Below are 22212 nucleotides of genomic sequence, written 5' to 3'. Positions count from 1 at the left end.
TAAAGAAGTGTTAGATGTAAACTTAGACGGAGCAAGAGGAAAACTACTTGATATACTTAGTAACTACAAAGCCATGACTGATTATGAGGTGATTGCTGTATTTGATGCTTATAAGGTAAAAGGGCATGAGGTGACAGCATCGGACTATCTTAATATTCATCAGGTATTCACTGCAGAAGCCCAAACTGCTGATGCATACATAGAGCGTTTTACCCATGAGCATGGTAAAAAATATGATATTACAGTAGTAACTTCTGATGGCTTGGAACAGGTTATTATCAGAGGGGCTGGAGCTAGACTTTTTTCATCAAGAGATTTTATAGAAGAAGTGGAGCGAAAGGCAAAGGAACTAAGAGAAAGCTATAACATAAAATAAACTATTTAAAAGGCTAAATACATTTTTTTAACAGAAAATTCATAGGTTTTGATTATAGTTAAATAGACGCATCATGAGGTGACCTGAAAACATTCACGGAGGATGAAAATATGGTCAGATACGAATTTGGCGATAACGAAAGAATGGTACTTGAGAAGCTTAATATCCCAATGGCTATATACCAGTTTATTGATAAGAGGGTGGTAACACTTCTTGTTACAGATGGACTATGCAATATGATGGGAGTTAAGCGGGATGAAGTGATTAGGATTTTAGATAACGATATGTATCGTGACACCCATCCAGATGATAAAGCCAGGGTGGCTGATGCTGCCCTTAAATTTGCTTCTGGCGGAGATTCCTTTGACTGCGTTTACAGGACTAAATCTCATTTAACAGGGGATTATGTAATTATTCATTCTCATGGCAGTCATTTCTTTACTGAAAATGGAATAATGCTTTCTACCACTATATATATGCTTGAGGGTATAGGAGAGGATTGTGAAAATCCACTTACAGAAAAGCTTGCTTCTAATTTTAAGGAGTTAATGACTAAGGAAAGTCTTATCCGTGATAATTTCTATGACACATTAACAGGTCTACCAAATATGTCATATTTTCTTACTCTTGCTGATGCAGGAAAAGAAGCTATTTATAAAAAGGGATGTACCCCTGGAATAGTATTTTTTGACCTTACAGGTATGAAATTCTTTAATGAAAAATATGGTCTGAGAGAAGGGGACAATCTACTGGTTGCCTTTAGTATGATTCTGAAAAAGTATTTCTCCAATGAAGATTGCGGAAGAATGGGTCAGGATCATTTTGCTGTATTTGCTGAGATGGAAGGAATTGAAGAAATTCTCCATGAAATATTTGAAGATATTAAGTCCGCCAATGATGGTAAAACATTGCCAGTACACGTGGGCATATATTCCATGGAGTTTGAAGATGTTACAGCCTCTAGTGCGTGTGATAGGGCAAAGATTGTCAGCGATAAGGAAAAGGGAGCATATGTTTCCAAGTTCGCCTACTATGATGAGAACACTCATGCTGCAGCAACTCACTTTGAATATGTAATTAATAATTTTGAAAAGGCAATGGAAGAGGGCTGGATTCAGCCATACTATCAACAGCTGATAAGATCTGTTAATGGATTAGTGTGCGACGAAGAGGCTCTTGCCAGGTGGATAGACCCTACCAGAGGATTAATACCTCCAAACCATTTTATCTATGTATTAGAGGATTCAAAGCTTATACATAAGCTTGATTTATATATCCTTGATTGCGTATTAAGGGATTTAGAGGAAGTGGCTGAAAGGAATTTACCTATTGTGCCGGTTTCTATTAATCTATCAAAATACGATTTTGAACTTTGCGATATAGTAGAAGAAATAAATAAGAGGGTAAAGGCATCAACCATTACACCTGACATGATTACCATTGAAATAACAGAAAGTGTATCAAGCCTTGATAGTGATTTTGTTGCCACCCAGATTCGTAGATTCCATGAAGCAGGCTTTAAGGTGTGGATGGATGATTTTGGAAGTGGATACTCATCACTTAATACCTTACAGAAGTTTGATTTTGATTTGATTAAATTTGACATGAAATTCATGCGTGAATTTGATATGTCAAAGAAGAATCATATCATATTGCAGGAATTAATTCAGATGGCTACCAAGCTTGGATTAGATACAGTTGTTGAAGGTGTAGAAACCATAGAACAGGTGAAATTCTTACGAGAAATTGGATGTAGCAAGATGCAGGGATTTTTATTTGCAAAGCCAATACCTCTTGCAGAATGGTATGCTATTTGTAATGCTAAGGTTGGTAATAGAATTGAAGATTATAAAGAAAATGACTATTACGAAGCTATAAGTAGGGCTAATTTAGTAGAACCACTTGTCAATGAGGATTACAATTGGAAAGCTGATGAATTCTTTGGACAGCTTCCTACAGGTGTGCTTGAATTAAGAGGTGAAGATGTTTATATAGTGCGTTACAACAGAACCTTTGCTGAGTTTATGCTGAAAGTTGACTATCTAGATGAGATTGATTTGGGACATGAATTAATCAAGCAAAAACGTCCGCCAGAAAAAGACTTCTTAGATGTTATAAAAACATGTAATAAAATTAATAAATGGGCAATTGTTGAGAACCTAAAAATAGAAGGATTGATAATGAATTTATTCATTAGAAAAATTAGCAAAAATCCTGTATACGGATATGAAGCCTTTGAAGTTGTTATTGTGGCTGTAAGTAGTGGGGACTAGGGTTTGACAGTATTTGATAAATGTGGTATGTTCTTTTACGAAATTTAAAAATATGATTTAGGTGCCTATGGAATATTAATTTGCATAGGTGAAAAGGGAATCTGGTGAGAATCCAGAGCGAAGCCGTCACTGTGTTAGGGAGTTTGTACTCATATCACTGAGCTAGTCTTGGGAAGAGAGTGCAAATGATGATCGAAGTCAGGAGACCTGCCTATATCAGGTAATTTTGATTTGCGGAACTCGAATCAGATTAGCAAAACGCATTTTAGGTTTTTATGTGCCAAGCTTTGATTTTAGAGACTGCTATTTAATAGCAGTCTTTTTATTTCTCGTGTCAAAATTACCAAATGAATTTTAGGAGGATTAACATGAAGAAGAAATTAGTTACAAGCTTGGCTTTAATGCTAAGTGCCACAATGATGTTTGCAGCATGTGGAACAAAATCAGAAGAAACAGTAGATACAGCTGTAGAGGCTGAGACTGAGGTGGATGATCAGGCTATGGCAGATAATTGTGCAGCATTAATCGATGCTATCTATGTACAGGAGCGTACAGATAAGACAGATGAGCAGTGCAAGGCTGCTAAGGAAGCATGGGACGCACTTAGCGATGCTCAAAAGGAATTGGTTGAGGGTGAATTTGCTGATCCTGATTATTTTGGAAGAGATACAGGTGATGCATCTAAGGATGACCCATTAAACCAGGACGAAATTGGTGAGAATGAGATTCTTGTAGTAAGCTTTGGTACATCATTTAATGATAGCCGTGTTGCTGATATCGGTGGTGTAGAAAAGGCAATCGCAGCTGCATATCCAGAGTGGTCTGTAAGACGAGCTTTCACAGCACAGATTATTATCAATCATATCCAGGCTCGTGATGAGGAGAAGATTGATAACATGCAACAGGCTTTAGATAGAGCTGTTGCAAACGGGGTGAAGAATTTGGTAGTTCAGCCAACTCATTTAATGCATGGTGCTGAGTACGATGAATTAACAGAGGCGGTAAATGAGTACGCTGATAAGTTTGAAAGTGTAAAGATCGCTGAGCCATTACTTGGAGAAGTTGGTGCAGACGCTAGTGCAGTAAACAGTGATAAGGAAACAGTTGCAAAGGCAATTACAGCAGAGGCTGTTAAGACAGCAGGCTTTGATTCACTTGATGCTGCAGCTGATGATTCTACAGCATTTGTATTTATGGGTCATGGTACAAGCCACACTGCAAAGGTTACATACAGCCAGATGCAGACACAGATGGATAAGCTTGGTTACAAGAACGTATTCATCGGTACAGTAGAGGGTGAGCCAGAGGAGACAGCTTGTGAGAACATTATCGAGGCTGTTAAGGAGGCTGGATATAAGAAGGTAATCCTTCGTCCACTTATGGTAGTTGCTGGTGACCACGCTAACAACGATATGGCTGGTGATGAAGAGGATTCTTGGAAGTCTATGTTTGAAGCTGATGGTGCTTTTGAATCAGTTGAGTGCCAGATTGCAGGTCTTGGTGAGATTGCAGATGTTCAGGCTATTTATGTAGCACATACATCAGAGGCTACTGGTGTTAAGCCTGCAGAAGTTGCACATACAGATGAGCTTAAGGAAGGCGAAACTTACGAAGCAAAGTTTACAACAGATAGCAGCATGTTCCATGTGAACGAAGCAAAGAATGGCAAGGGTGAGCTTACTGTTAAAGATGGCAAGATGACAATTCATATCTCGCTTGTATCTGATAAGATTGTAAACCTCTATGTAGGTAAAGCAGCTGATGCTGAAAGCGACAAGGCTAACTGGCTTCAGCCTACAAAGGATGAGGTAACATATTCTGATGGAACAACAGAAACAGTTAATGGATTTGATGTTCCTGTTGAGGCACTTGATAAGGATTTTGATTTAGCAATTTTAGGTGAAAAAGGTACTTGGTACGACCACGTAGTATCTGTAACACTATAAAGCCTTCCCCCTATGGGTTGCTAGGCTCCAGTGGAGCCTGTTTAGCAACGACCGAGCCGGGAGGCGAGACAAGGTGCCCCGAAGGGGCGGATGAGGGTAAATGAAAAAAAATCTATATATAATCGCTGCAGCGCTGGCTATACTTCTAACAGCCTGCAGCTTTTTTAATAACAACGAAACTGAATATGGAACCTGCTTTTGTGAGGTAACACTTACTGGTGGCAGCGGCAAAGTCACTGTAGAATCTCCAGCCGAAGTAGTAACTTCTGAATCGGGAAATACGGTAAAGCTTGTTTGGTCCAGCTCTAACTACGATTACATGATAGTAGATGATATTAGATACGATAATGAGGCAGAAGCAAATGCCAACTCCGTATTTACCATACCATTTGATTCATTCAATGAACCATTCACTGTAATAGGCGATACCACTGCAATGAGCACACCTCATGAAATAGAGTATGAGCTCACTGTTTTTTCTGAGAAAAAAGGTACATCGGTTCAGGAAAAGAAAGAATCGACAGTTGGTAATAAATCAGTAGCTAAGAATGAAGACCGTTCATTTGGTGATTTAACTTTTGTAAGCTCCTATCCACTTGATTATGCCAGGGAATATTCTGTGGATTTTTATGTAGATAGTGATAGTAATGAATATGCTGCAATCACAATTGGAAGCGGTGATAGCATGCAGTGCTTTCTTAAGCCTATGAAGGGGGCACATGAAAGGCCTAAAGGGGTATCTGATTATATTAAATATTTACCAGATATTTCAAAGACCTATCTGGTGTCAACATCTGTGATGGATATGGTATGCCAAATAGATGCTCTTAAAAGTATTGCATTGTCTGGCACAAAGGCAAAGGATTGGTATGTATCAGCAGCAAAAGTTGCTATGAAATCAGGAGAAATAATTTACGCTGGAAAATACTCAGCACCTGATTATGAATTGCTCTTATCATCTGGCTGTAATTTTTCAATAGAAAATACCATGATATATCACAATCCAGAGGTTAAGGAAAAGCTAGAGGAGATAGGAATCCCTGTGATGGTAGAGCGTTCCAGCTACGAGGAAAATCCTCTGGGAAGATTAGAGTGGATTAAATTATACGGGATACTGTATGATAAGCAGGATGTGGCGGAAGCTTATTTTAATCAGCAGGTTGCAAGAGTAGATAAAATCGGGCAGCTTCAGTCTAATGGAAAAAAGGTGGCATTCTTTTCTGTTAATTCCAATGGACAAATAATAGTAAGAAAGCCTAAGGATTATATTGCTACCATGATATCTATGGCAGGGGGACATTATGTGCCTGATGATATAAGCGTAACAGAAGATAATGCATTATCCACCATGAAAATTACCACTGAGGATTTTTATATTAGAGCATTAGATGCTGATGTTCTTATATACAACAGCACCATTGAAGGGGAGATTGAAACTCTGGATGAGCTGATAGCTTTAGAGCAGTCTTTGGGGGATTTTAAGGCGATAAAACAAAAAAATGTGTATTGTTTAAGAGAAGGTTATTTCCAAAAGAGTACAAATGTGGCAGAATTTATAGAGGAGCTTAATGAAATTCTAGAGGGCTCTTTTGATAAGGGAGATTGCTTTATAAGGCTAAGGGAGTAGAAAAATGGATTCAAATAAGAAAAGATATAAGGTTTGTTTTCTAGTGATGATTTGTGCACTTGTTATATTCTTTTTTGTAGGAATGGGAGTTGGAAGTGCAGATATTTCTGTAGTGGATATCAGTAAATCTCTTATTAATCCTGGGGATGTTTATATGGGAAGGATTTTACTTTCTATCAGACTTCCTAGGATTATTGCTGCCATAGTTTTAGGTGGGGCGTTATCAGTGTCTGGATATTTATTGCAAATCTTTTTTGGAAATCCAATAGCAGGTCCTTATGTTCTTGGAATATCTTCTGCGGCAAAGCTTTTCGTTGCATTATCTATGGTGTTTTTGCTTGGTAGGGGAGTAATGATTAGCTCTCTTGTAATGGTCATTGCAGCATTTATCGGCTCTATTATTGCCATGGCTGCTGTTATGGCATTGGCACAGAAGGTGCGCAACATGTCGCTTTTAGTAGTGTGCGGAGTAATGATTGGATATATCTGTTCAGCTATAACAGAATTTGTAGTTACATTTGCAGACGATACAAACATAGTAAATCTTCATAACTGGTCCTTGGGAAGTTTTTCTGGAATTAATATGGAACAGGTGCTTGTATCATCTGTAATTGTGATTATTGCAGTTATTTGTACATTCATATTTTCTAAGCCTATTGGGGCTTTTCAGCTAGGTGAGAATTATGCCAGAAATATGGGTGTAAATATAAAACGTATTAGAATAATTTTGATTTTACTTTCTAGCATTTTATCTGCAACTGTTACAGCTTTTGCAGGACCTATATCTTTTGTGGGAATAGCTGTGCCTCATATTATGCGAATGGCTATGAAAACAGCCAAGCCTGTTGTGATGGTGCCAGGCTGTTTCTTAGGAGGAGCAATTATCACCCTTTTGTGTGATTGCATTGCCCGTACAGCTTTTGCACCAACCGAAATTAGCATTAGTGCAGTTACATCTGTTTTTCTTGCACCAGTTGTGATTTATCTATTGGTGGCAAGAAGGGAGGTATCCCGTGGATAAGGGAATAAGATTAGAAGATTTAAAGGTGGGCTACGGCACATCTATTGTACTTAATAATGTTAACATAGATATTTTACCTGGAGAGATAGTATGCCTTATAGGTGCCAATGGGGCTGGCAAATCTACAGTGCTTAAGACTATTGTAAGGCAGCTAAAAAAGCTGGAAGGAAGCATTATCATTGATGGAGTAAATGAGGCGAACCTTCGTGAAGAGGATGTGGCAAAGTCTGTTTCTATGGTAATGACAGAGCGGATTCATCCTGAGCTTATGACATGCTTTGAGGTGGTAGCCACAGGAAGATATCCATATACAGGCAGATTAGGCTTTTTGTCTGATGAAGACAAGGAAGCTGTGAATTATGCTATAGATTTAGTAGGGGCAAGAAAGATAATAGATAAAGATTTTTCAAAAATCAGTGATGGCCAAAAGCAGCGCATAATGCTTGCCAGAGCTATTTGCCAGGATACAGGAATAATGGTTTTAGATGAGCCTACTTCATTTTTGGATTTGCAGTATAAGCTGGATATTCTAAAGGTAATTAAGAAAATGGCAAAGGAAAAGAATGTTGCAGTTCTCATGTCTATACACGAATTAGAATTTGTCCCAGCCGTAGCTGATAAAGTAATCGGAATCGCTGGCGATGAAGTGTACGTCACTGGCTCCCCAGAAGAAGTCCTAACAGGAGCCAACCTGGAAACAATGTACAAAATGACCCCCGGCACCGGAGAAATAATATGCAGCGGCCTCTGGAACTATTCAACATCAATTCGGAGGCTTCTCTAAATTATGCCTTTCCCCTCTGGGGGAAGGTGCCCCGAAGGGGCGGATGAGGGTATGAATATATGTCAAAAGTAATCATGATCCAAGGCACCATGTCAAACGTAGGCAAAAGCCTATTGGTGGGTGCCTTATGCAGAATATTTAAACAAGACGGCCTAAAAGTGGCACCATTTAAATCTCAAAACATGGCCCTAAACTCCTTCGTAACAAAGGAAGGCCTTGAAATGGGCCGCGCCCAGGTAATGCAGGCTGAGTGCGCAGGTGTAGAGCCTAGTGTATATATGAACCCCATTCTATTAAAGCCTACTAATGATGTAGGCTCTCAGGTGATTGTAAATGGGGAAGTGCTAGGCAACATGACAGCTAGGGAATATTTTGCTTATAAGAAAAACTTAATAAGCGATATTAAGGCTGCATACAATAAGCTTGCTCAGTGGGCAGATGTAATAGTTATAGAAGGTGCAGGAAGCCCTGCGGAGATTAATCTAAAGGCAGATGATATTGTTAATATGGGAATGGCAAAGCTGGTGGATGCCCCGGTCCTTCTTGTGGGAGATATTGATAGAGGCGGTGTATTTGCACAATTGCTTGGAACATTGGAGCTTTTAGAAGAAGATGAAAGAGATAGAGTAAAAGGATTAATAATTAACAAATTTAGAGGGGATAAAACACTGCTTGATTCTGGCATAGATATGCTAGAAGACAGGGGTGGCGTTCCGGTGGTTGGAACCATTCCTTATACAAGGCTTATGATAGATGATGAGGATAGTCTTAGCGAAAGGCTTGATAATAAGGGGTTAGCTAAGGACGATGCAGTAATTGAAATTGCAGTTATTCGTTTACCTAAGATTTCTAACTTCACTGATGTGGCACCATTTGAAAATATTGATGGCATAAAGGTTAAATTTGTCTCAAAACCATCTGAGCTGGATGGGGCGGATATGGTGATTATTCCAGGCAGCAAAAATACCATTTCAGACATGGTATGGCTTATTGAAACTGGCATGTCTACCGCCATCAAAAAATTTGCAAACCATGGGCCTGTAGTAGGAATCTGCGGAGGCTTTCAGATTTTGGGAAACACCATCAGTGATCCAGATTTAGTTGAGGGCGCAGGAGTAGGCAGAATTAATGGACTAGGGCTTATTCCTATGGATACAGTTATTGTTGATGGCAAATACAGAAGCCAGACAAAAGGCCATTTTAGAATAATGGACGGAATTTTCGAAAGTCTCTCAGGAGAATATTTTGAAGGCTATGAGATACATAATGGACGCTCAAAAATTAGCGAAGAATTTGTAAGTAGCTATCAAAACGGTAATATATTTGGCACCTATGTACACGGCTGTTTTGACAATGGAGATTTAGCCCTAAAGCTTGCTAAGTCCTTAGCAGCCAAAAAAGGCCTAAGCTTATCGGATGAAACCATGGACTATATGGCCATGAAAGAAAAAGAATACGACAAACTCGCCTACATAGTCCGAGCAAATCTCGATATAAACTATATATACGAAATAATGAGCCTTCCCCCTAAGTAGGGGGAAGGTGCCCCGAAGGGGCGGATGAGGGTGAACATGAAAATAGACTACATTCTACCAACCGAAATCGAACACAAAAGCTTCGAAATCATAACCGCCGAGCTAGACTCCCTGGGAATCACAATCCCCGAGGAAGAAGCTCCCATCACAAAGCGTGTAATCCACACCAGTGCTGATTTCGATTATGCAAAAACCATGTGTTATTCGCAAGGTGCAATTGATCTTGCCAAGGAATTAATAAAAAATGGTGCTCACATAGTTACTGACACTAACATGGCATTAGCCGGCATCAACAAAAAGAAATTGGCATCCTTCGGAGGCCAGGTACACTGCTTCATGGCAGATGAAGACGTAGCCAAGGAAGCAAAGGAACGCCAGGTTACAAGAGCTACTGTATCCATGGAACGAGCAGCAGCCCTGCCTATGCCAGTAATCTTTGCCATAGGCAACGCCCCAACAGCTCTCATTTCCCTATACGAAATGATGGAGCAAGGCATATTCACACCCGAGTTTGTCATCGGCGTATCAGTTGGCTTCGTAAATGTAGAGGCAGCCAAGGAACTTTTCCTTAACTCCTCAGTTCCGTACATCATCAACAAAGGCCGCAAAGGCGGCAGCAACATCGCCGCTGCCATCGTAAATGCGTTACTATATAGCTTATAGAAAAGGTAGTTTTCCATGAAAAAAGGTTTTACCACGGGAAGCTGTGGGGCGGCGGCTGCGAAGGCGGCGACCTACATGCTTTTGTCGGGGAAGGAAAAACTGAATATTGAAATAGAAACTCCTGCAGGGATTATGTTTAATGCGGATATTGTAGATATTAAACGAGAAGAGTCGCGGGTGAGCTGCGCTGTTATAAAGGATGGTGGAGATGACCCTGATGTGACTACTGGAAGTCATGTGGTGGCTACAGTGAGTATGGTTGAATCCTGTGATACAGGAGATTGTGCTATTACCATAGATGGAGGCTTTGGTGTAGGCAGGGTAACATTGCCAGGTCTGGATCAGCCTGTGGGAAATGCTGCAATTAATCATGTGCCAAGAGAGATGATTGAAAAGGAAGTGCTACAGGTCTGCAAGCTTTTTGATTTCTGTGGAAAGCTTAGTGTAATCATATCTGTTCCTGAAGGAAAAGAGCTTGCCAGTCACACCTTCAATCCTCGTCTTGGAATTGTAGGAGGTATTTCAATACTCGGAACAACAGGTATCGTTGAGCCAATGAGTGCAAAAGCATTGGTGGATACAATAAGAGTTGAGCTTTCCCAGAAGAAAGCCTTAGGATTTAAAACAGCCTTCGTAACCCCAGGCAACTACGGCCTGAAATTTATGAAGGATAATTATGACTATGATTTAGATAAAAGTGTAAAGTGCTCTAACTTCATAGGAGAGACTGTAGACATGGTTTGTGAGATGGGCTTTGAAACTCTTGCCATCACAGGCCACATTGGAAAGCTTGTTAAGGTAGCTGGCGGCATAATGAATACCCATTCCCATGAGGCGGATGCCAGAATGGAAATTCTTTCAGCCTGCGCCATTAAAGCAGGCGCAGATGCTGAACTAGCCAGAAAGATTCTAGCCTGCCTAAACACTGAAGAAGCACTTCATCACATAGAGGATGCAGGCTTACTAAAGCCAACAATGGATATCGTCCTAGAACGAATCCTATTCTACCTAGACTTCAGAGCCCAAGGTAGAATAAAAATAGAGTGTTTATTGTATTCAAATGAATTTGGATTATTAGCAGAATCCAAAGGCTTCCCCTCTTTAGGGGGGAAGCTGTCACCGTAGGTGACTGATGAGGGGGAGTAATAACATTTATAGAACGCTTTTTAGCAGAAAGGATTTTCCATGCCAAAACTGGACCCTAAATTAAAGCAATACTCTCGAAACTTAAGAAATGACATGACCAAAGAGGAAAAACATCTTTGGTATGACTTTTTAAAATCATATTCAATTACAATCAAAAGACAAAAAGTCTTTGAAAAATATATAGTAGATTTTTATTGTGCTAAGGCAAAAATAGTAATAGAACTAGATGGAAGTCAGCATTATGAAAAAGAAGGACATGAAGCTGATTTAGTTAGAGATAAATATTTAGCTGATTTGGGAATAAAGATTTTAAGATATTCTAATTATGATATAAACAATAATTTTGTGGCAGTTTGTGAAGATATAGATGCCAAGATTAAAGAGAGGATTATGTAGATAGATTGATTTAGAGTGAGAGGAAATTTTTATGATAGATAATAACAAAGGGGAAAGACCCTCATCAGTCACCTCCGGTGACAGCTTCTTCTCCGCTTCCGCTTCGGTCGGCTCAGAGCAGAGGTCCACTGGACCTCTTTCGCCCCTTAAAAGGGAGAAGCCTTTGGTTTATTTTGTTGGAGCTGGCTGCGGGGCGGCGGATTTGATTACGGTGAGAGGTATGAATCTGCTGAAGGCGGCTGATGTGATTATATACACTGGGTCTTTAGTGAATCCAGAGCTTTTGAATTATGCAAAGAGGAATTGTGAGATTCATAATAGTGCTACCATGACTCTTGAAGAGGTAATGATTGTGATAATTGCTTCTGCAAGGCAGGGGAAAATGGTTGTTAGATTGCATACAGGTGAGCCTAGTATATATGGCGCAGTGCTTGAGCAGATGCAGATATTGGAAGCTAATGGTATTGAGTATGAAAGCTGTCCGGGGGTGAGTGCATGCTTTGGCGCGGCAGCAAGCCTTAATCTGGAGTATACTCTTCCGGATGTAAGCCAGACGCTTATTATTACAAGAATGGCTGGGCGCACTGCAGTACCGGAAAGGGAATCTATTGAAAAGCTGGCTACACATAATGCATCTATGGCAATTTATCTTAGTAGTGGTATGATGGATAAGCTATCAAGAGCACTTATAAATGGTGGATATTCTAAGGATACACCGGCGGCTATAGTTTATAAGGCTAGCTGGCCAGATGAGGAAAAATATATTTGTACTGTTGGGACTTTGGCTGAAACGGCTGAGGCTCATGGCATAAAGAATTTGGCTGTGGTGCTTGTAGGGGATGTGATTTCGAAGTCGGGGTATTCTTTGTCGAAACTATATGATGCTGAATTTGAGACGGAGTTTAGGAAGAGTAGATGATGGTTGCCCTCATCAGCCACCTTCGGTGACAGCTTCTCCCAGAGGGAGAAGCCTTTGGAGAGTATATGATTGAAAATTTTCTTATTAGAATTTCATATTTTACCGACGAAGGTAGGAAGGTTTATAGCAAGCTTGAACAGGCCTTAGGCAATGCTACTTTTGAAGTGAAGGATGACAATACATCTTTAAAGGAGTTTGCAAGGGATAGCTTTGAGGGGCATATTCCGCTTATTTTTATTGGAGCTGTGGGAATTGCTGTACGGACTATTGCACCTTTTATAGATAATAAGCTTTCAGATATTCCAGTGATTGTTATTGATGAAAAAGGATTAAATGTTATTCCTGTTTTGTCTGGACACTATGGGATGGGTAACGATTTGGCGAGAGATTTTGCAAAAGTACTTAATGCAAATCCTGTGATTACTACTGCAACAGATGTGGAAGGTGTATATGCTATAGATTCTTTTGCAGCAAGAAATGGCTTTATAATTCTTGATAAATCAAAGATTAAAGATGTATCCATGAAGCTTTTAGAAGGCCAGATAGTTTATTACAAAAATGAAATCGAAGATTTAAAATTCCAAGATAAAGAGCCTAAAAATATTAATCAGGCAAGTGGCGAAAAAATAGACTTCGTATTTATGAATGATAAAAAGAAAGATGATGGCACCCTTATATTAAAGCCCAAGACTTTAGTAATTGGCATGGGCTGTAAAAGAGGAAAAAGCTTTGAAGAATTGCTTGATTTTATCCTAGAGGATTACACCTTAGAAGAACTTAAGGATAATCTATATGGAATTTGTTCAATAGATAAAAAGGCAAATGAGATAGGCTTACTTAAGCTTGCGGCATATCTTCATTGCAAATTTATAACCTTTATGGTTGAGGAATTAGAATCGGTTTCAGGAGATTTTAGTGAATCAGAGTTTGTGAAGGAAAATGTAGGCGTAGGAAACGTAAGTGAAAGAGCAGCAGTGTGTGTAGGGGCTAAGCTAATAGCTAAAAAACAGGCACGTGATGGCATGACAAAGGCTTACGGCACTAGAGATTTAAGGAGCATAAAATGGCAGGAATAATATACATAATTGGCATAGGACCTGGGGACAGAAATATGATGACTGATGAAGCCTTTAGTGCCATGAAAAAATCTGATGTTATCGTAGGCTATACAGTCTATGTGGATTTGGTAAAAGAGTATTTTGAGGATAAAGAGTTTTTTACTACTCCAATGCGGCAGGAAATAGAACGGTGCAGGGCATGCTTTGATTTTGCTAATGAAGGTAATAATGTTGCTTTTATTTGTAGCGGAGATGCAGGGGTGTATGGCATGGCAGCCCCTATGTATGAGCTTCTTCCTGAATACGTAAATACGAATTCAGATTTTACGGAAGATAATATCATTGTTATTCCAGGAGTAACAGCGGCTATATCAGGTGCGGCAGTTTTAGGGGCACCTATAAATCATGATTTCTGTGTAATCAGTCTAAGCGATTTGCTTACTCCATGGGAAGTGATTGAAAAGAGACTAAGGGCAGCAATAATGGGAGATTTTGCCATTGTTTTATATAATCCTTCTAGTAAAAAGAGGCATGATTATCTACAGAGAGCCTGCGAAATAATGTTAGATGCGGGAGCAGATAATAAAAGAGCCTGTGGCTATGTAGAAAATATTGGAAGGGAAGGAACTAACTCAAAGGTACTTACCTTAGACGAGCTGAAGGATGCTTCTGTAAATATGTTTACTACAGTATTTATAGGCAATTCTAAAAGTGAAATTATAAAAGGTAAGCTTGTAACAAAACGAGGATATCAGATTTGAAAAAAGCAATTGTTTTTGGTGGAACTACAGAGGGAAGACAGCTGGCAGAGAAATTAAATCTGGCTAAGATAGCTGTAATTTACTGCGTTGCAACTGAATATGGCAAAGATATGGTGCTAGGTGATAATGGCATAGATGTTAGGGTAGGTAGGCTTGACAGTAACCAAATGATAAAGCTGTTTGAAGCTGAAAATCCAGATGTAATAGTAGATGCCACTCATCCTTTTGCAGAAATTGTAAAAAAGGAAATAGATAGCGCAGTTTTTTCATACAAAGATACATCATTTATAAGAGTGTGCCGTGATGCAGACGAGGTAGATTATACAGATTGTACTTTCTTTGAAGATGTTGATTCATGCGAAAAGGCACTAGAATCTACCAGTGGAATTATATTTCTTACAACTGGAAGCAAAGAGCTAAGCGCCTTTTGCAAGAATGAAGCTTTGAAAGAGCGATTAGTTGTAAGAGTGATTCCAAGCATTGAAAGCCTTAAAATATGCATGGATAACGGGCTTACAGGAAAGCAAATCATTGCAATGCAGGGACCATTTTCTAAGGCTATGAATAGAATTCAACTAAAAGAAACTAATGCTAAGATTATGGTTCTTAAAAGTAGTGGCAAATCCAGTGGAGAAGCTGAGCGAATAAATGCAGCAAAAGAAGAAGGGGTACAATGCTTCATCATAAAAAGGCCTAATGATTCAGCAGAAGGCTTATCTAATGAAGATGCAATTAAAAAGCTAGAAGAGGTTTTACAGGTTAGCCTTAAGCCTAATGCTTTTTCAGAAATTACTCCTGATGTGAAATGCCATATTACATTAGCAGGATTTGGAATGGGATTTGGCTCTATTACGGAAGAGGTTAAAGAGACGATTCAAAATGCAGACATTATATTTGGGGCTGCCAGGATGCTTTCTTCTATAGAGTGTAAGGGAAAGAAGTATCCATATTACCTGGCGAAGGATATTATGCCTGTATTAAATGAACGGATTGAAGCACTGCCTTATGGAATTCTTAATGCATTGGTACTGTTTTCGGGGGATACCGGATTTTATAGTGGAACAAAAAAGCTTAGGGATGCACTTAAAGCAGATGGTAGGATAAAGGTAAATGTAATGCCTGGCATTTCATCAGTAAGTGCCCTGGCAAGCCGTATAGGGGAAAGCTATGATGATGCAGTTGTTATGAGCTGCCATGGTATTGAAGAAAGTGTATGGCAACCTAAGCTTATTGATGCTACCTTGCATAATGCAAAGGTCTTTACACTTACATCAGGTGGTAAAGATGTTCGCATTATCGGTGAAATCCTATGCAAGCTGGAAGAAGATTACGATGTTAAATATGAAATAGTGGCTGGCGTTAATCTATATTCCTATGAAAAGATTGTTAAATTAAGTGCCATGAAGTGTTCCACATTCCCAGAGGATGGTCTTGTGGTTCTTATGATAAAAAATAAAAAGCCTACCACCAGAAGGTTATCACCTGGATTAGCAGATGATGCTTTCTTGCGTAACAAGACTCCTATGTCAAAGGAAGAGATAAGAGCGCTTTCTATTTGCAAGCTAGGGCTTACAGAGAATGCTGTTGTCTATGATATAGGTGGAGGCAGTGGCTCTGTTTCTGTTGAAATTGGATTGCTTCACCCATCAATTAACGTATATACGGTAGAGTTTAAGGAAGAGGCCTGTGAGCTTATAAGAGCTAATATTAACAAATTCAATCTGAAGAATGTAAAGCTATACAAGGGAGTTGCGCCAGAAGCATTAGAAAACCTGCCTGCGCCTACTCATGTGTTTATAGGCGGTAGTGGAGGCAGACTAGAAGAGATTCTAAGGACTATAAAAGCCAAAGGAAATAATACAAGGGTTGTAATAAATGCGGTTACCCTTGAGACTATAGCAGAGGTTAATGGTATCCTAAAGGATTATGCAATAAGTGATGCTGATGTGGTTCAAGTTGCTATAAGTAAAGCAAAAACTATTGGTGATTACAACGTAATGCAAGCTCAAAATCCCGTATACGTGGTATCGTTTTCTTTGTAATTAGATTAGCATTTGGATGAGCTCGTAGGTAACAAGCTCTTATGTTTCTTAAGCAGAGCTTTTCATGCGAAGCGTAGGAATATAATGGCTTGTGACCGTAACGAGCGGAGGAAGATTAGAATATTGGAAACTCAAATGAAGAAACCAAGAGTTATGATAGCAGCCACAGCCAGTGGCAGTGGAAAAACTACAATTACATGTGGCCTGCTTACAGCCCTAAAGCAAAGAGGCGTAAAGCCCTGCAGCTTTAAGTGTGGCCCAGATTATATTGACCCTATGTATCACAGAAATGTGCTAGGGATAGAGTCAGGTAACCTGGATACTTTTTTTACAGAGGATGAGGTTACCAGATGGATTTACGGCAAAGAATGCACTGGTGAAATCAGTGTTATAGAAGGTGTAATGGGGCTTTTTGATGGTGTAAGGGGTGTTGAAGAAACAGGCTCCAGCTATGATTTAGCAAGAGTGCTAAATTGCCCGATTATTTTAGTAGTTAATGCCAAGGGTGCTGGCAAATCAGTGGTGGCTACCTTAAAAGGCTTTATTGATTATGATAAGCATAAGCTTATTAAGGGTGTGATTTTAAATAAAACTTCAAAGAGCTTTGGGCAGATTCTAAAGCCTATAATTGAACAGGAGCTTGGCGTAAAATATCTTGGTACCCTTTCTGATATTTCAGATATCAATATTTCAAGCAGGCATTTAGGATTATATCTTCCTGAGGAAATTGCAGATATTAAAAGTCAGCTATCCCTTCTTGGTAATAAGGTTGAGGAAGAGATAGATGTTGATACGATATTGGAGCTTGCCAATGGGGCATGTGAGGATATAGGAAAGGCTAAAGCACCTGAGCAATTAGATGCACTAATGAACAGTATGCAATCCGTAAATACGATAAAGCTTGCTGTTGCAAAGGATGAAGCATTTTGTTTTTATTATAAAGAAAACTTAAAGCTATTTGAAAGCATTGGAATTGAACTTTGCTTTTTTTCACCTATATATGATTCTTATCTTCCAGAAGGTATTAGTGGAATATTGCTTGGCGGTGGTTATCCAGAAAACCATCTAAAGGAGCTTTCTATTAATAATCAAATAAAAAATGAAATAAGATTAGCCTATGAAAAAAGGATGCCTATAATGGCTGAATGTGGAGGCTTTATGTATCTTATGGATGAGATAGTAGATAGTGATAATACAGCTTATAAAATGGTTTCTGCCATAAATGGAAAAGCCACATTTACAGGGCATCTTGTTAGGTTCGGATATGCTATAATAGATGATGGAGAAAGAAAGATTAACGGGCATGAATTTCATTATTATGATACAGATAATAATGGAAGTGATTGTAAGGCAACAAAGCCATCTTCAACAAGAAGCTGGCAGTGCATTCATAAGGCAAATGGTGGGTTCGTGGGGTTCCCACATCTATATTATCTTTCTAATCCGGATTTTATCAAAAATTTTGTGGAGGCTATGAAAAATTATGGGGGATACTAGAGTATTATTTGACGACATTTTAGAGGATAAAATTAAAATAGAGCCTGTTAATAAAGAAAAAATTAAACAGGTAAAGCAGGAATGGAACAGGGTTTCAAAGCCTATTGATAGCTTTGGAAACTTTGAGAATATTCATTCCAAAATCGCTGCCATTCAAGGCGTTGATGCACCTGATTTATATCATCCAAGGCTTATTGTGTGTTGTGGAGACCATGGCATTGTTGAAGAAGGGGTGAGTCAGGCAGATCAGGATGTCACTAGAATCTGCGCAACAAATATTGGAAAAGGGCTTACTACTGCTGGTGTCATGGCCAAATCCCTGGGGATAGATATTATGGCTGTGGATGTTGGTATTAATTATGCCAAAGAGGTGCCATATACACTAAATAGAAGAGTGAAATACGGAACCTGCAATTTTTTAAAGCAGCCAGCTATGTCTGTTGAAGAATTTTCAAGAGCTGTTCAGGTTGGTATGGACTTAGCTTTGGAGAGCAAGGAAAGTGGATATGATTTACTGCTGGTTGGTGAAATGGGAATCGGAAATACCACATCAGCTGCAGTCATTGCAGGCTATCTGCTGGATTTGAATGCAGAGGCGGTTACCGGAAGAGGGGCTGGCTTAGATGATGAAGGCTTCAGCAAAAAGCGTGCCGTTGTATCTATGGCCTTATCAATGTACAGCGGTCTGTCACCAGTGGAGATTTGCAGTAATTTTGGTGGTCTTGAGCTTGCAGCAATGACAGGAATCATTCTTGGTGGTGCTGTGTATAGTGTGCCGGTAGTGTTAGACGGAATGCTTAGTATGGTATCAGCTCTTGTGGCTGACAGGTTATTAGATAATACTAAGGATTATCTGATTCCATCACATATTAGTAAAGAACCGGTGGCAAAGAAGCTTGTAAATAAGCTTAAACTTACGCCTGCAATTGATGCAGCTATGGCTGTAGGCGAGGGTGTAGGTGCAGTTATGATGGTATCTTCCCTTAGGATAGTAGATATTGCATTTCATGATGCATTAAAGTTCGGCGATTCTGGAGTGGAGCAGTATAAGGATTTTAAAGAGGAAGCATGATTACATTAGTATATGGTGGAAGTGGTAGTGGTAAATCAGCATTTGCTGAGGATTTAGTTTGTAAAACTAATTACCCAAACAGATATTATCTAGCCACAATGAAATCATTTGATGAAGAAGCTGATAGGCGAATTGAAAAGCATAGAAAGCAAAGAGAAGGCATGGGCTTCATCACAATAGAACAGCCTACAGATATCGCAAATACGATAGTAGATGCTGATTCTATAGTGCTTCTTGAATGTATGTCTAATCTAGTGGCTAATGAAATGTTTGCAGTTGAAAGAAATGTCTCTTTTACAGAATGTGCAGATAAGATAATAGATGATGTAATTGCTTTGTCTAAGAAAGCAGCTGCCCTTGTAATAGTTACTAATAACATATTTGAAGATGGGGTAAGCTATGATGAAGGTACTAAGGAATACATGAGAGCCTTAGGGCTAATAAACGAAAGACTGGCTAAGCTTTCTAATGAAGTATACGAAGTAGTGGTAGGGATTGGAATAAAATTATGAGAATTATAAAATCGTTTATTGTAGCTTTTTCAATGTATTCAAGAATTCCCATGCCAAGATTTACCTGGGATAGTGAGGATATGAAATATCATCTTATTTTCTTCCCATGGGTTGGGGCTGTAATAGGGTTGTTAGAGTACGGGCTATTGCTATTAACTGAAAAGTATGGTTTTCCAAATGCTTCATTTGGGGCTCTTGCAATAGCAATACCTCTTATAGTAACAGGGGGCTTTCATCTGGATGGTTTTATGGATGTTGAAGATGCTATTAGCTCTTTTAAGACTAGGGAAGAGCGCCTTGAAATACTTAAGGACCCTCACATCGGAGCTTTTTCTGTTATCAATGTAATCATTGTTGGATTATTACTATTTGCTTCCATTCTTATTATGGATAGAGAAAGCTTCATAATCTGGAGCTTTTCATTTTTTATGGCACGAGCTTTAAGCGGAATGCTTGTAGTAAAGGGGAAGAAGGCTAAGTCAGATGGGATGCTTTATTCAGAAGCCCAAAATACATTGGACAAACCAGTATTTGCATGCTTGTGCATAGAATTAATAATAAGCTTTTGTTTGGCATTTGTAGTATCTCCTTTTAGAGCTTGTTTCGCATTTGTTATTCCTATCGTAACAGTCCTAACACTTGCAAAAAGAGCAGGTAGATTGTTTGGTGGAATCACCGGAGATGTTGCTGGCTGGTATGTGGTAAACGCTGAGTTTCTAGCTGCTCTTTTTCTTGCATTATATAAATATCTATGAGGTGTGAAATGAATCTTGTAATAGGCGGTAGCTATCAGGGGAAAACAGAATATGCTCTTAATACTTTTCCTAAAGCCAGATTTTTTAATCAGGCCCATCTATTTATAAAAAAGAGGTTATCTGAGGATAAGACACAAGAAGAAATTTTGGCCGAAATTCTTGAGACTACATCTGAGGGGCAATGGGTAATTATTGCTGACGAAATAGGAAATGGCGTGGTTCCAATGGATGCCAATGAAAGAAATTGGCGTGATATTGCAGGTCAAATATTAATAGAGCTTGCCAAGGAAGCTACAGAGGTGCACAGGGTAGTTTTAGGCATAGGTCAAAGGATTAAATAATGGAAAAGACAATCACTTTAATCCGCCATGGTAAGACTCCAGGAAATTATGAAAAAAGGTATATTGGAATCACTGATGAACCCTTGAGCGTAGATGGCGAAAAGGAAATAATATCAAGGCATTATCCGAAATGCGATATAGTTTTTTCTAGTCCACTGATGCGTTGTGTCAGGACGGCAGAGCTTATATATCCCGAATGTAAGCCTGTTATTATAGAGGAATTACGGGAAACAGATTTTGGTATTTTTGAGGGGAAAAATTACTTAGAGCTTGCTGACAACAAGGAATATATAGATTGGATAGAATCAGGAGGAACGGCGCCTTTTCCAAATGGAGAAAGTAGGGATGAGGCAAATAGCCGTACCATGATTGGTTTTCAAAAGCTTATTAAGCTAAGCGGCGATTGTAAGAATATTTCAGTCGTTTGCCACGGCGGAACTATCATGGCGATTTTAAGCAGTCTTTTTGATGGGGATTATTATTCATATCATGTAGAAAATGGCGAGGGATATACATTTGAATTATCATCTAACGGCCTTTATCATGGGCTACGTACTAGATCTTTTATTAGGTGATCCATTTGGCAGCTTTCATCCGGTGGTCTGGATTGGGAAGATTATTTCAGCATTTACACAAAAGCTTTTAAAGGAAAATGATTCATCTGATAAAAAAAGAAAAAAGGGAATATTACTTGTTGTTATCGTAATTACGATATCGGTTTTAGTTACAGGTATTTGCAGTATTTTAGCATATAAAATTAATGCCTATATTGGAATTGTAGTAGAGTCAATAATCACATATCAATGTCTTGCAACAAAGAGTCTTTATACTGAGAGCATGAAGGTGTATCATGCACTTAAGGAGACTTCACTTGAAGCTGGAAGGGCGGCAGTTTCAATGATTGTAGGAAGAGACACTGCATCCCTTGATGAAGCTGGGGTTACAAAGGCTGCGGTAGAAACTGTAGCAGAAAATACTTCAGATGGAATAATTGCCCCAATGATATATTTAGCTATAGGCGGTCCTATACTTGGAATTTGCTACAAGGCCATTAACACCATGGATTCCATGATTGGATATAAGAATGATAAATATATGGATTTTGGCAGGGCAGCAGCGAAATTAGATGATGTAGTAAATTTTATTCCTGCAAGAATTAGCGCTTATCTTATGATTATGGCTACATTTTTTTTAGGAAAGGGTTATAATACCGTAAATGCCATATATATTTTTAAGAGAGACAGGTTTAATCATCCAAGCCCTAATTCTGCTCAGACAGAAAGTGTTTGTGCAGGGGCATTAGGAGTACAGCTGGCAGGTCCTGCTAGCTATTTTGGAAAGCTTAAGGATAAGCCTTATATTGGAGATATGTTAAGAACCATAGAAATAGAGGATATTAAAAGGACAAATAAGCTTATGGCATGCACCTCTAATTTATGTGTGATAATTTGCAGCATTTTGATTTTGGCAGTAGAAGGAAGGTTTTAA

21 protein-coding genes and 1 riboswitch are annotated in these 22212 nt (G+C 39.0%); all 21 genes read left to right on the top strand.

The genetic code is table 11. The features are described 5' to 3' along the window. The first annotated feature begins 7 nt into the window (after positions 1-7). The 21 genes from IJ535_RS13755 (at position 8) to cbiB (ending at position 22212) form a co-directional block, all read left to right on the top strand. Positions 8-376: an NYN domain-containing protein gene (locus tag IJ535_RS13755; RefSeq protein WP_294303993.1), complete on the top strand. Its 369-nt coding sequence runs from the start codon at positions 8-10 to the stop codon at positions 374-376. A gap of 110 nt (positions 377-486) precedes the next feature. Beyond that, the gene (locus IJ535_RS13750) at positions 487-2649 is read left to right on the top strand and encodes an EAL domain-containing protein (RefSeq protein ID WP_294303991.1); all 2163 of its coding nucleotides are present in this window, start codon (positions 487-489) and stop codon (positions 2647-2649) included. 42 nt (positions 2650-2691) lie between these two features. Continuing rightward, a riboswitch (cobalamin riboswitch) is annotated at positions 2692-2878 on the top strand. A gap of 139 nt (positions 2879-3017) precedes the next feature. After that, entirely contained in the window at positions 3018-4595 is a 1578-nt protein-coding gene (locus tag IJ535_RS13745) for a sirohydrochlorin cobaltochelatase (protein WP_330619629.1), read from the top strand. Between the two features lie 100 nt (positions 4596-4695). Next, the gene (locus IJ535_RS13740; protein ID WP_294303989.1) at positions 4696-6222 is read left to right on the top strand and encodes an ABC transporter substrate-binding protein; all 1527 of its coding nucleotides are present in this window, start codon (positions 4696-4698) and stop codon (positions 6220-6222) included. Between the two features lie 4 nt (positions 6223-6226). Further along, positions 6227-7243 (top strand): iron ABC transporter permease, encoded by a 1017-nt coding sequence (locus tag IJ535_RS13735; RefSeq protein WP_330619627.1) that lies wholly within the window; start codon positions 6227-6229, stop codon positions 7241-7243. After that, positions 7236-8027 (top strand): ABC transporter ATP-binding protein, encoded by a 792-nt coding sequence (locus IJ535_RS13730; protein ID WP_294303987.1) that lies wholly within the window; start codon positions 7236-7238, stop codon positions 8025-8027. The genes IJ535_RS13735 and IJ535_RS13730 overlap by 8 nt, the downstream gene beginning before the upstream one ends. Before the next feature lie 59 nt (positions 8028-8086). Beyond that, positions 8087-9562, top strand: coding sequence for a cobyric acid synthase (locus tag IJ535_RS13725; protein ID WP_294303985.1), 1476 nt, complete (start codon positions 8087-8089; stop codon positions 9560-9562). 24 nt (positions 9563-9586) lie between these two features. Beyond that, the gene (locus IJ535_RS13720; RefSeq protein WP_330619626.1) at positions 9587-10225 is read left to right on the top strand and encodes a precorrin-8X methylmutase; all 639 of its coding nucleotides are present in this window, start codon (positions 9587-9589) and stop codon (positions 10223-10225) included. Between the two features lie 15 nt (positions 10226-10240). Further along, on the top strand, positions 10241-11350 hold the full coding sequence (cbiD, locus tag IJ535_RS13715) for a cobalt-precorrin-5B (C(1))-methyltransferase CbiD (RefSeq protein WP_294303980.1): 1110 nt from the start codon (positions 10241-10243) through the stop codon (positions 11348-11350). Positions 11351-11410: 60 nt separating this feature from the next. Beyond that, the gene (locus IJ535_RS13710) at positions 11411-11767 is read left to right on the top strand and encodes an endonuclease domain-containing protein (protein WP_294303978.1); all 357 of its coding nucleotides are present in this window, start codon (positions 11411-11413) and stop codon (positions 11765-11767) included. A 163-nt stretch (positions 11768-11930) separates the two neighbouring features. Further along, positions 11931-12686 (top strand): precorrin-4 C(11)-methyltransferase, encoded by a 756-nt coding sequence (cobM, locus tag IJ535_RS13705; protein WP_294303976.1) that lies wholly within the window; start codon positions 11931-11933, stop codon positions 12684-12686. Between the two features lie 65 nt (positions 12687-12751). Then, positions 12752-13762 (top strand): cobalt-precorrin 5A hydrolase, encoded by a 1011-nt coding sequence (locus IJ535_RS13700; RefSeq protein ID WP_294303974.1) that lies wholly within the window; start codon positions 12752-12754, stop codon positions 13760-13762. Then, entirely contained in the window at positions 13750-14505 is a 756-nt protein-coding gene (cobJ, locus tag IJ535_RS13695; protein ID WP_294303972.1) for a precorrin-3B C(17)-methyltransferase, read from the top strand. Before IJ535_RS13700 ends, cobJ begins: the two co-directional genes overlap by 13 nt. Then, positions 14502-16547 (top strand): precorrin-6A reductase, encoded by a 2046-nt coding sequence (gene cobK, locus IJ535_RS13690; protein ID WP_294303971.1) that lies wholly within the window; start codon positions 14502-14504, stop codon positions 16545-16547. Before cobJ ends, cobK begins: the two co-directional genes overlap by 4 nt. Positions 16548-16682: 135 nt before the next feature. Next, the gene (locus IJ535_RS13685; protein WP_294303966.1) at positions 16683-18044 is read left to right on the top strand and encodes a cobyrinate a,c-diamide synthase; all 1362 of its coding nucleotides are present in this window, start codon (positions 16683-16685) and stop codon (positions 18042-18044) included. Then, on the top strand, positions 18031-19116 hold the full coding sequence (locus tag IJ535_RS13680) for a nicotinate-nucleotide--dimethylbenzimidazole phosphoribosyltransferase (RefSeq protein WP_294303964.1): 1086 nt from the start codon (positions 18031-18033) through the stop codon (positions 19114-19116). The genes IJ535_RS13685 and IJ535_RS13680 overlap by 14 nt, the downstream gene beginning before the upstream one ends. Then, positions 19113-19628, top strand: coding sequence for a bifunctional adenosylcobinamide kinase/adenosylcobinamide-phosphate guanylyltransferase (locus IJ535_RS13675; protein ID WP_294303962.1), 516 nt, complete (start codon positions 19113-19115; stop codon positions 19626-19628). The genes IJ535_RS13680 and IJ535_RS13675 overlap by 4 nt, the downstream gene beginning before the upstream one ends. Next, the gene (locus IJ535_RS13670) at positions 19625-20383 is read left to right on the top strand and encodes an adenosylcobinamide-GDP ribazoletransferase (protein ID WP_294303960.1); all 759 of its coding nucleotides are present in this window, start codon (positions 19625-19627) and stop codon (positions 20381-20383) included. The genes IJ535_RS13675 and IJ535_RS13670 overlap by 4 nt, the downstream gene beginning before the upstream one ends. Before the next feature lie 8 nt (positions 20384-20391). Further along, the gene (locus IJ535_RS13665) at positions 20392-20724 is read left to right on the top strand and encodes a bifunctional adenosylcobinamide kinase/adenosylcobinamide-phosphate guanylyltransferase (RefSeq protein WP_294303958.1); all 333 of its coding nucleotides are present in this window, start codon (positions 20392-20394) and stop codon (positions 20722-20724) included. Further along, positions 20724-21299, top strand: a complete 576-nt coding sequence (locus IJ535_RS13660) for a histidine phosphatase family protein (RefSeq protein ID WP_294303956.1) — start codon at positions 20724-20726, stop codon at positions 21297-21299. Before IJ535_RS13665 ends, IJ535_RS13660 begins: the two co-directional genes overlap by 1 nt. Then, complete coding sequence (gene cbiB / locus IJ535_RS13655; protein WP_294303954.1) at positions 21268-22212, top strand: adenosylcobinamide-phosphate synthase CbiB; 945 nt, start codon at positions 21268-21270, stop codon at positions 22210-22212. The genes IJ535_RS13660 and cbiB overlap by 32 nt, the downstream gene beginning before the upstream one ends.

Origin of the sequence: Pseudobutyrivibrio sp., assembly GCF_017471675.1 — a bacterium.
GTDB lineage: Bacteria > Bacillota > Clostridia > Lachnospirales > Lachnospiraceae > Pseudobutyrivibrio.
This window is presented reverse-complemented; position numbering and strand designations above follow the sequence as displayed.

What these genes read in the sequence shown, in the direction of transcription:
- cbiD (WP_294303980.1), top strand. Translation starts at nt 10,241, where the DNA reads ATGAAAAAAGGTTTTACCACGGGAAGCTGTGGGGCGGCGGCTGCGAAG.
- IJ535_RS13660 (WP_294303956.1), top strand. Translation starts at nt 20,724, where the DNA reads ATGGAAAAGACAATCACTTTAATCCGCCATGGTAAGACTCCAGGAAAT.
- cbiB (WP_294303954.1), top strand. Translation starts at nt 21,268, where the DNA reads ATGGGCTACGTACTAGATCTTTTATTAGGTGATCCATTTGGCAGCTTT.
- IJ535_RS13710 (WP_294303978.1), top strand. Translation starts at nt 11,411, where the DNA reads ATGCCAAAACTGGACCCTAAATTAAAGCAATACTCTCGAAACTTAAGA.
- IJ535_RS13750 (WP_294303991.1), top strand. Translation starts at nt 487, where the DNA reads ATGGTCAGATACGAATTTGGCGATAACGAAAGAATGGTACTTGAGAAG.
- cobJ (WP_294303972.1), top strand. Translation starts at nt 13,750, where the DNA reads ATGGCAGGAATAATATACATAATTGGCATAGGACCTGGGGACAGAAAT.
- IJ535_RS13670 (WP_294303960.1), top strand. Translation starts at nt 19,625, where the DNA reads ATGAGAATTATAAAATCGTTTATTGTAGCTTTTTCAATGTATTCAAGA.
- IJ535_RS13665 (WP_294303958.1), top strand. Translation starts at nt 20,392, where the DNA reads ATGAATCTTGTAATAGGCGGTAGCTATCAGGGGAAAACAGAATATGCT.
- IJ535_RS13745 (WP_330619629.1), top strand. Translation starts at nt 3,018, where the DNA reads ATGAAGAAGAAATTAGTTACAAGCTTGGCTTTAATGCTAAGTGCCACA.
- IJ535_RS13735 (WP_330619627.1), top strand. Translation starts at nt 6,227, where the DNA reads ATGGATTCAAATAAGAAAAGATATAAGGTTTGTTTTCTAGTGATGATT.
- IJ535_RS13680 (WP_294303964.1), top strand. Translation starts at nt 18,031, where the DNA reads ATGGGGGATACTAGAGTATTATTTGACGACATTTTAGAGGATAAAATT.
- IJ535_RS13720 (WP_330619626.1), top strand. Translation starts at nt 9,587, where the DNA reads ATGAGGGTGAACATGAAAATAGACTACATTCTACCAACCGAAATCGAA.
- IJ535_RS13725 (WP_294303985.1), top strand. Translation starts at nt 8,087, where the DNA reads ATGTCAAAAGTAATCATGATCCAAGGCACCATGTCAAACGTAGGCAAA.
- IJ535_RS13700 (WP_294303974.1), top strand. Translation starts at nt 12,752, where the DNA reads ATGATTGAAAATTTTCTTATTAGAATTTCATATTTTACCGACGAAGGT.
- IJ535_RS13675 (WP_294303962.1), top strand. Translation starts at nt 19,113, where the DNA reads ATGATTACATTAGTATATGGTGGAAGTGGTAGTGGTAAATCAGCATTT.
- IJ535_RS13685 (WP_294303966.1), top strand. Translation starts at nt 16,683, where the DNA reads ATGAAGAAACCAAGAGTTATGATAGCAGCCACAGCCAGTGGCAGTGGA.
- IJ535_RS13740 (WP_294303989.1), top strand. Translation starts at nt 4,696, where the DNA reads ATGAAAAAAAATCTATATATAATCGCTGCAGCGCTGGCTATACTTCTA.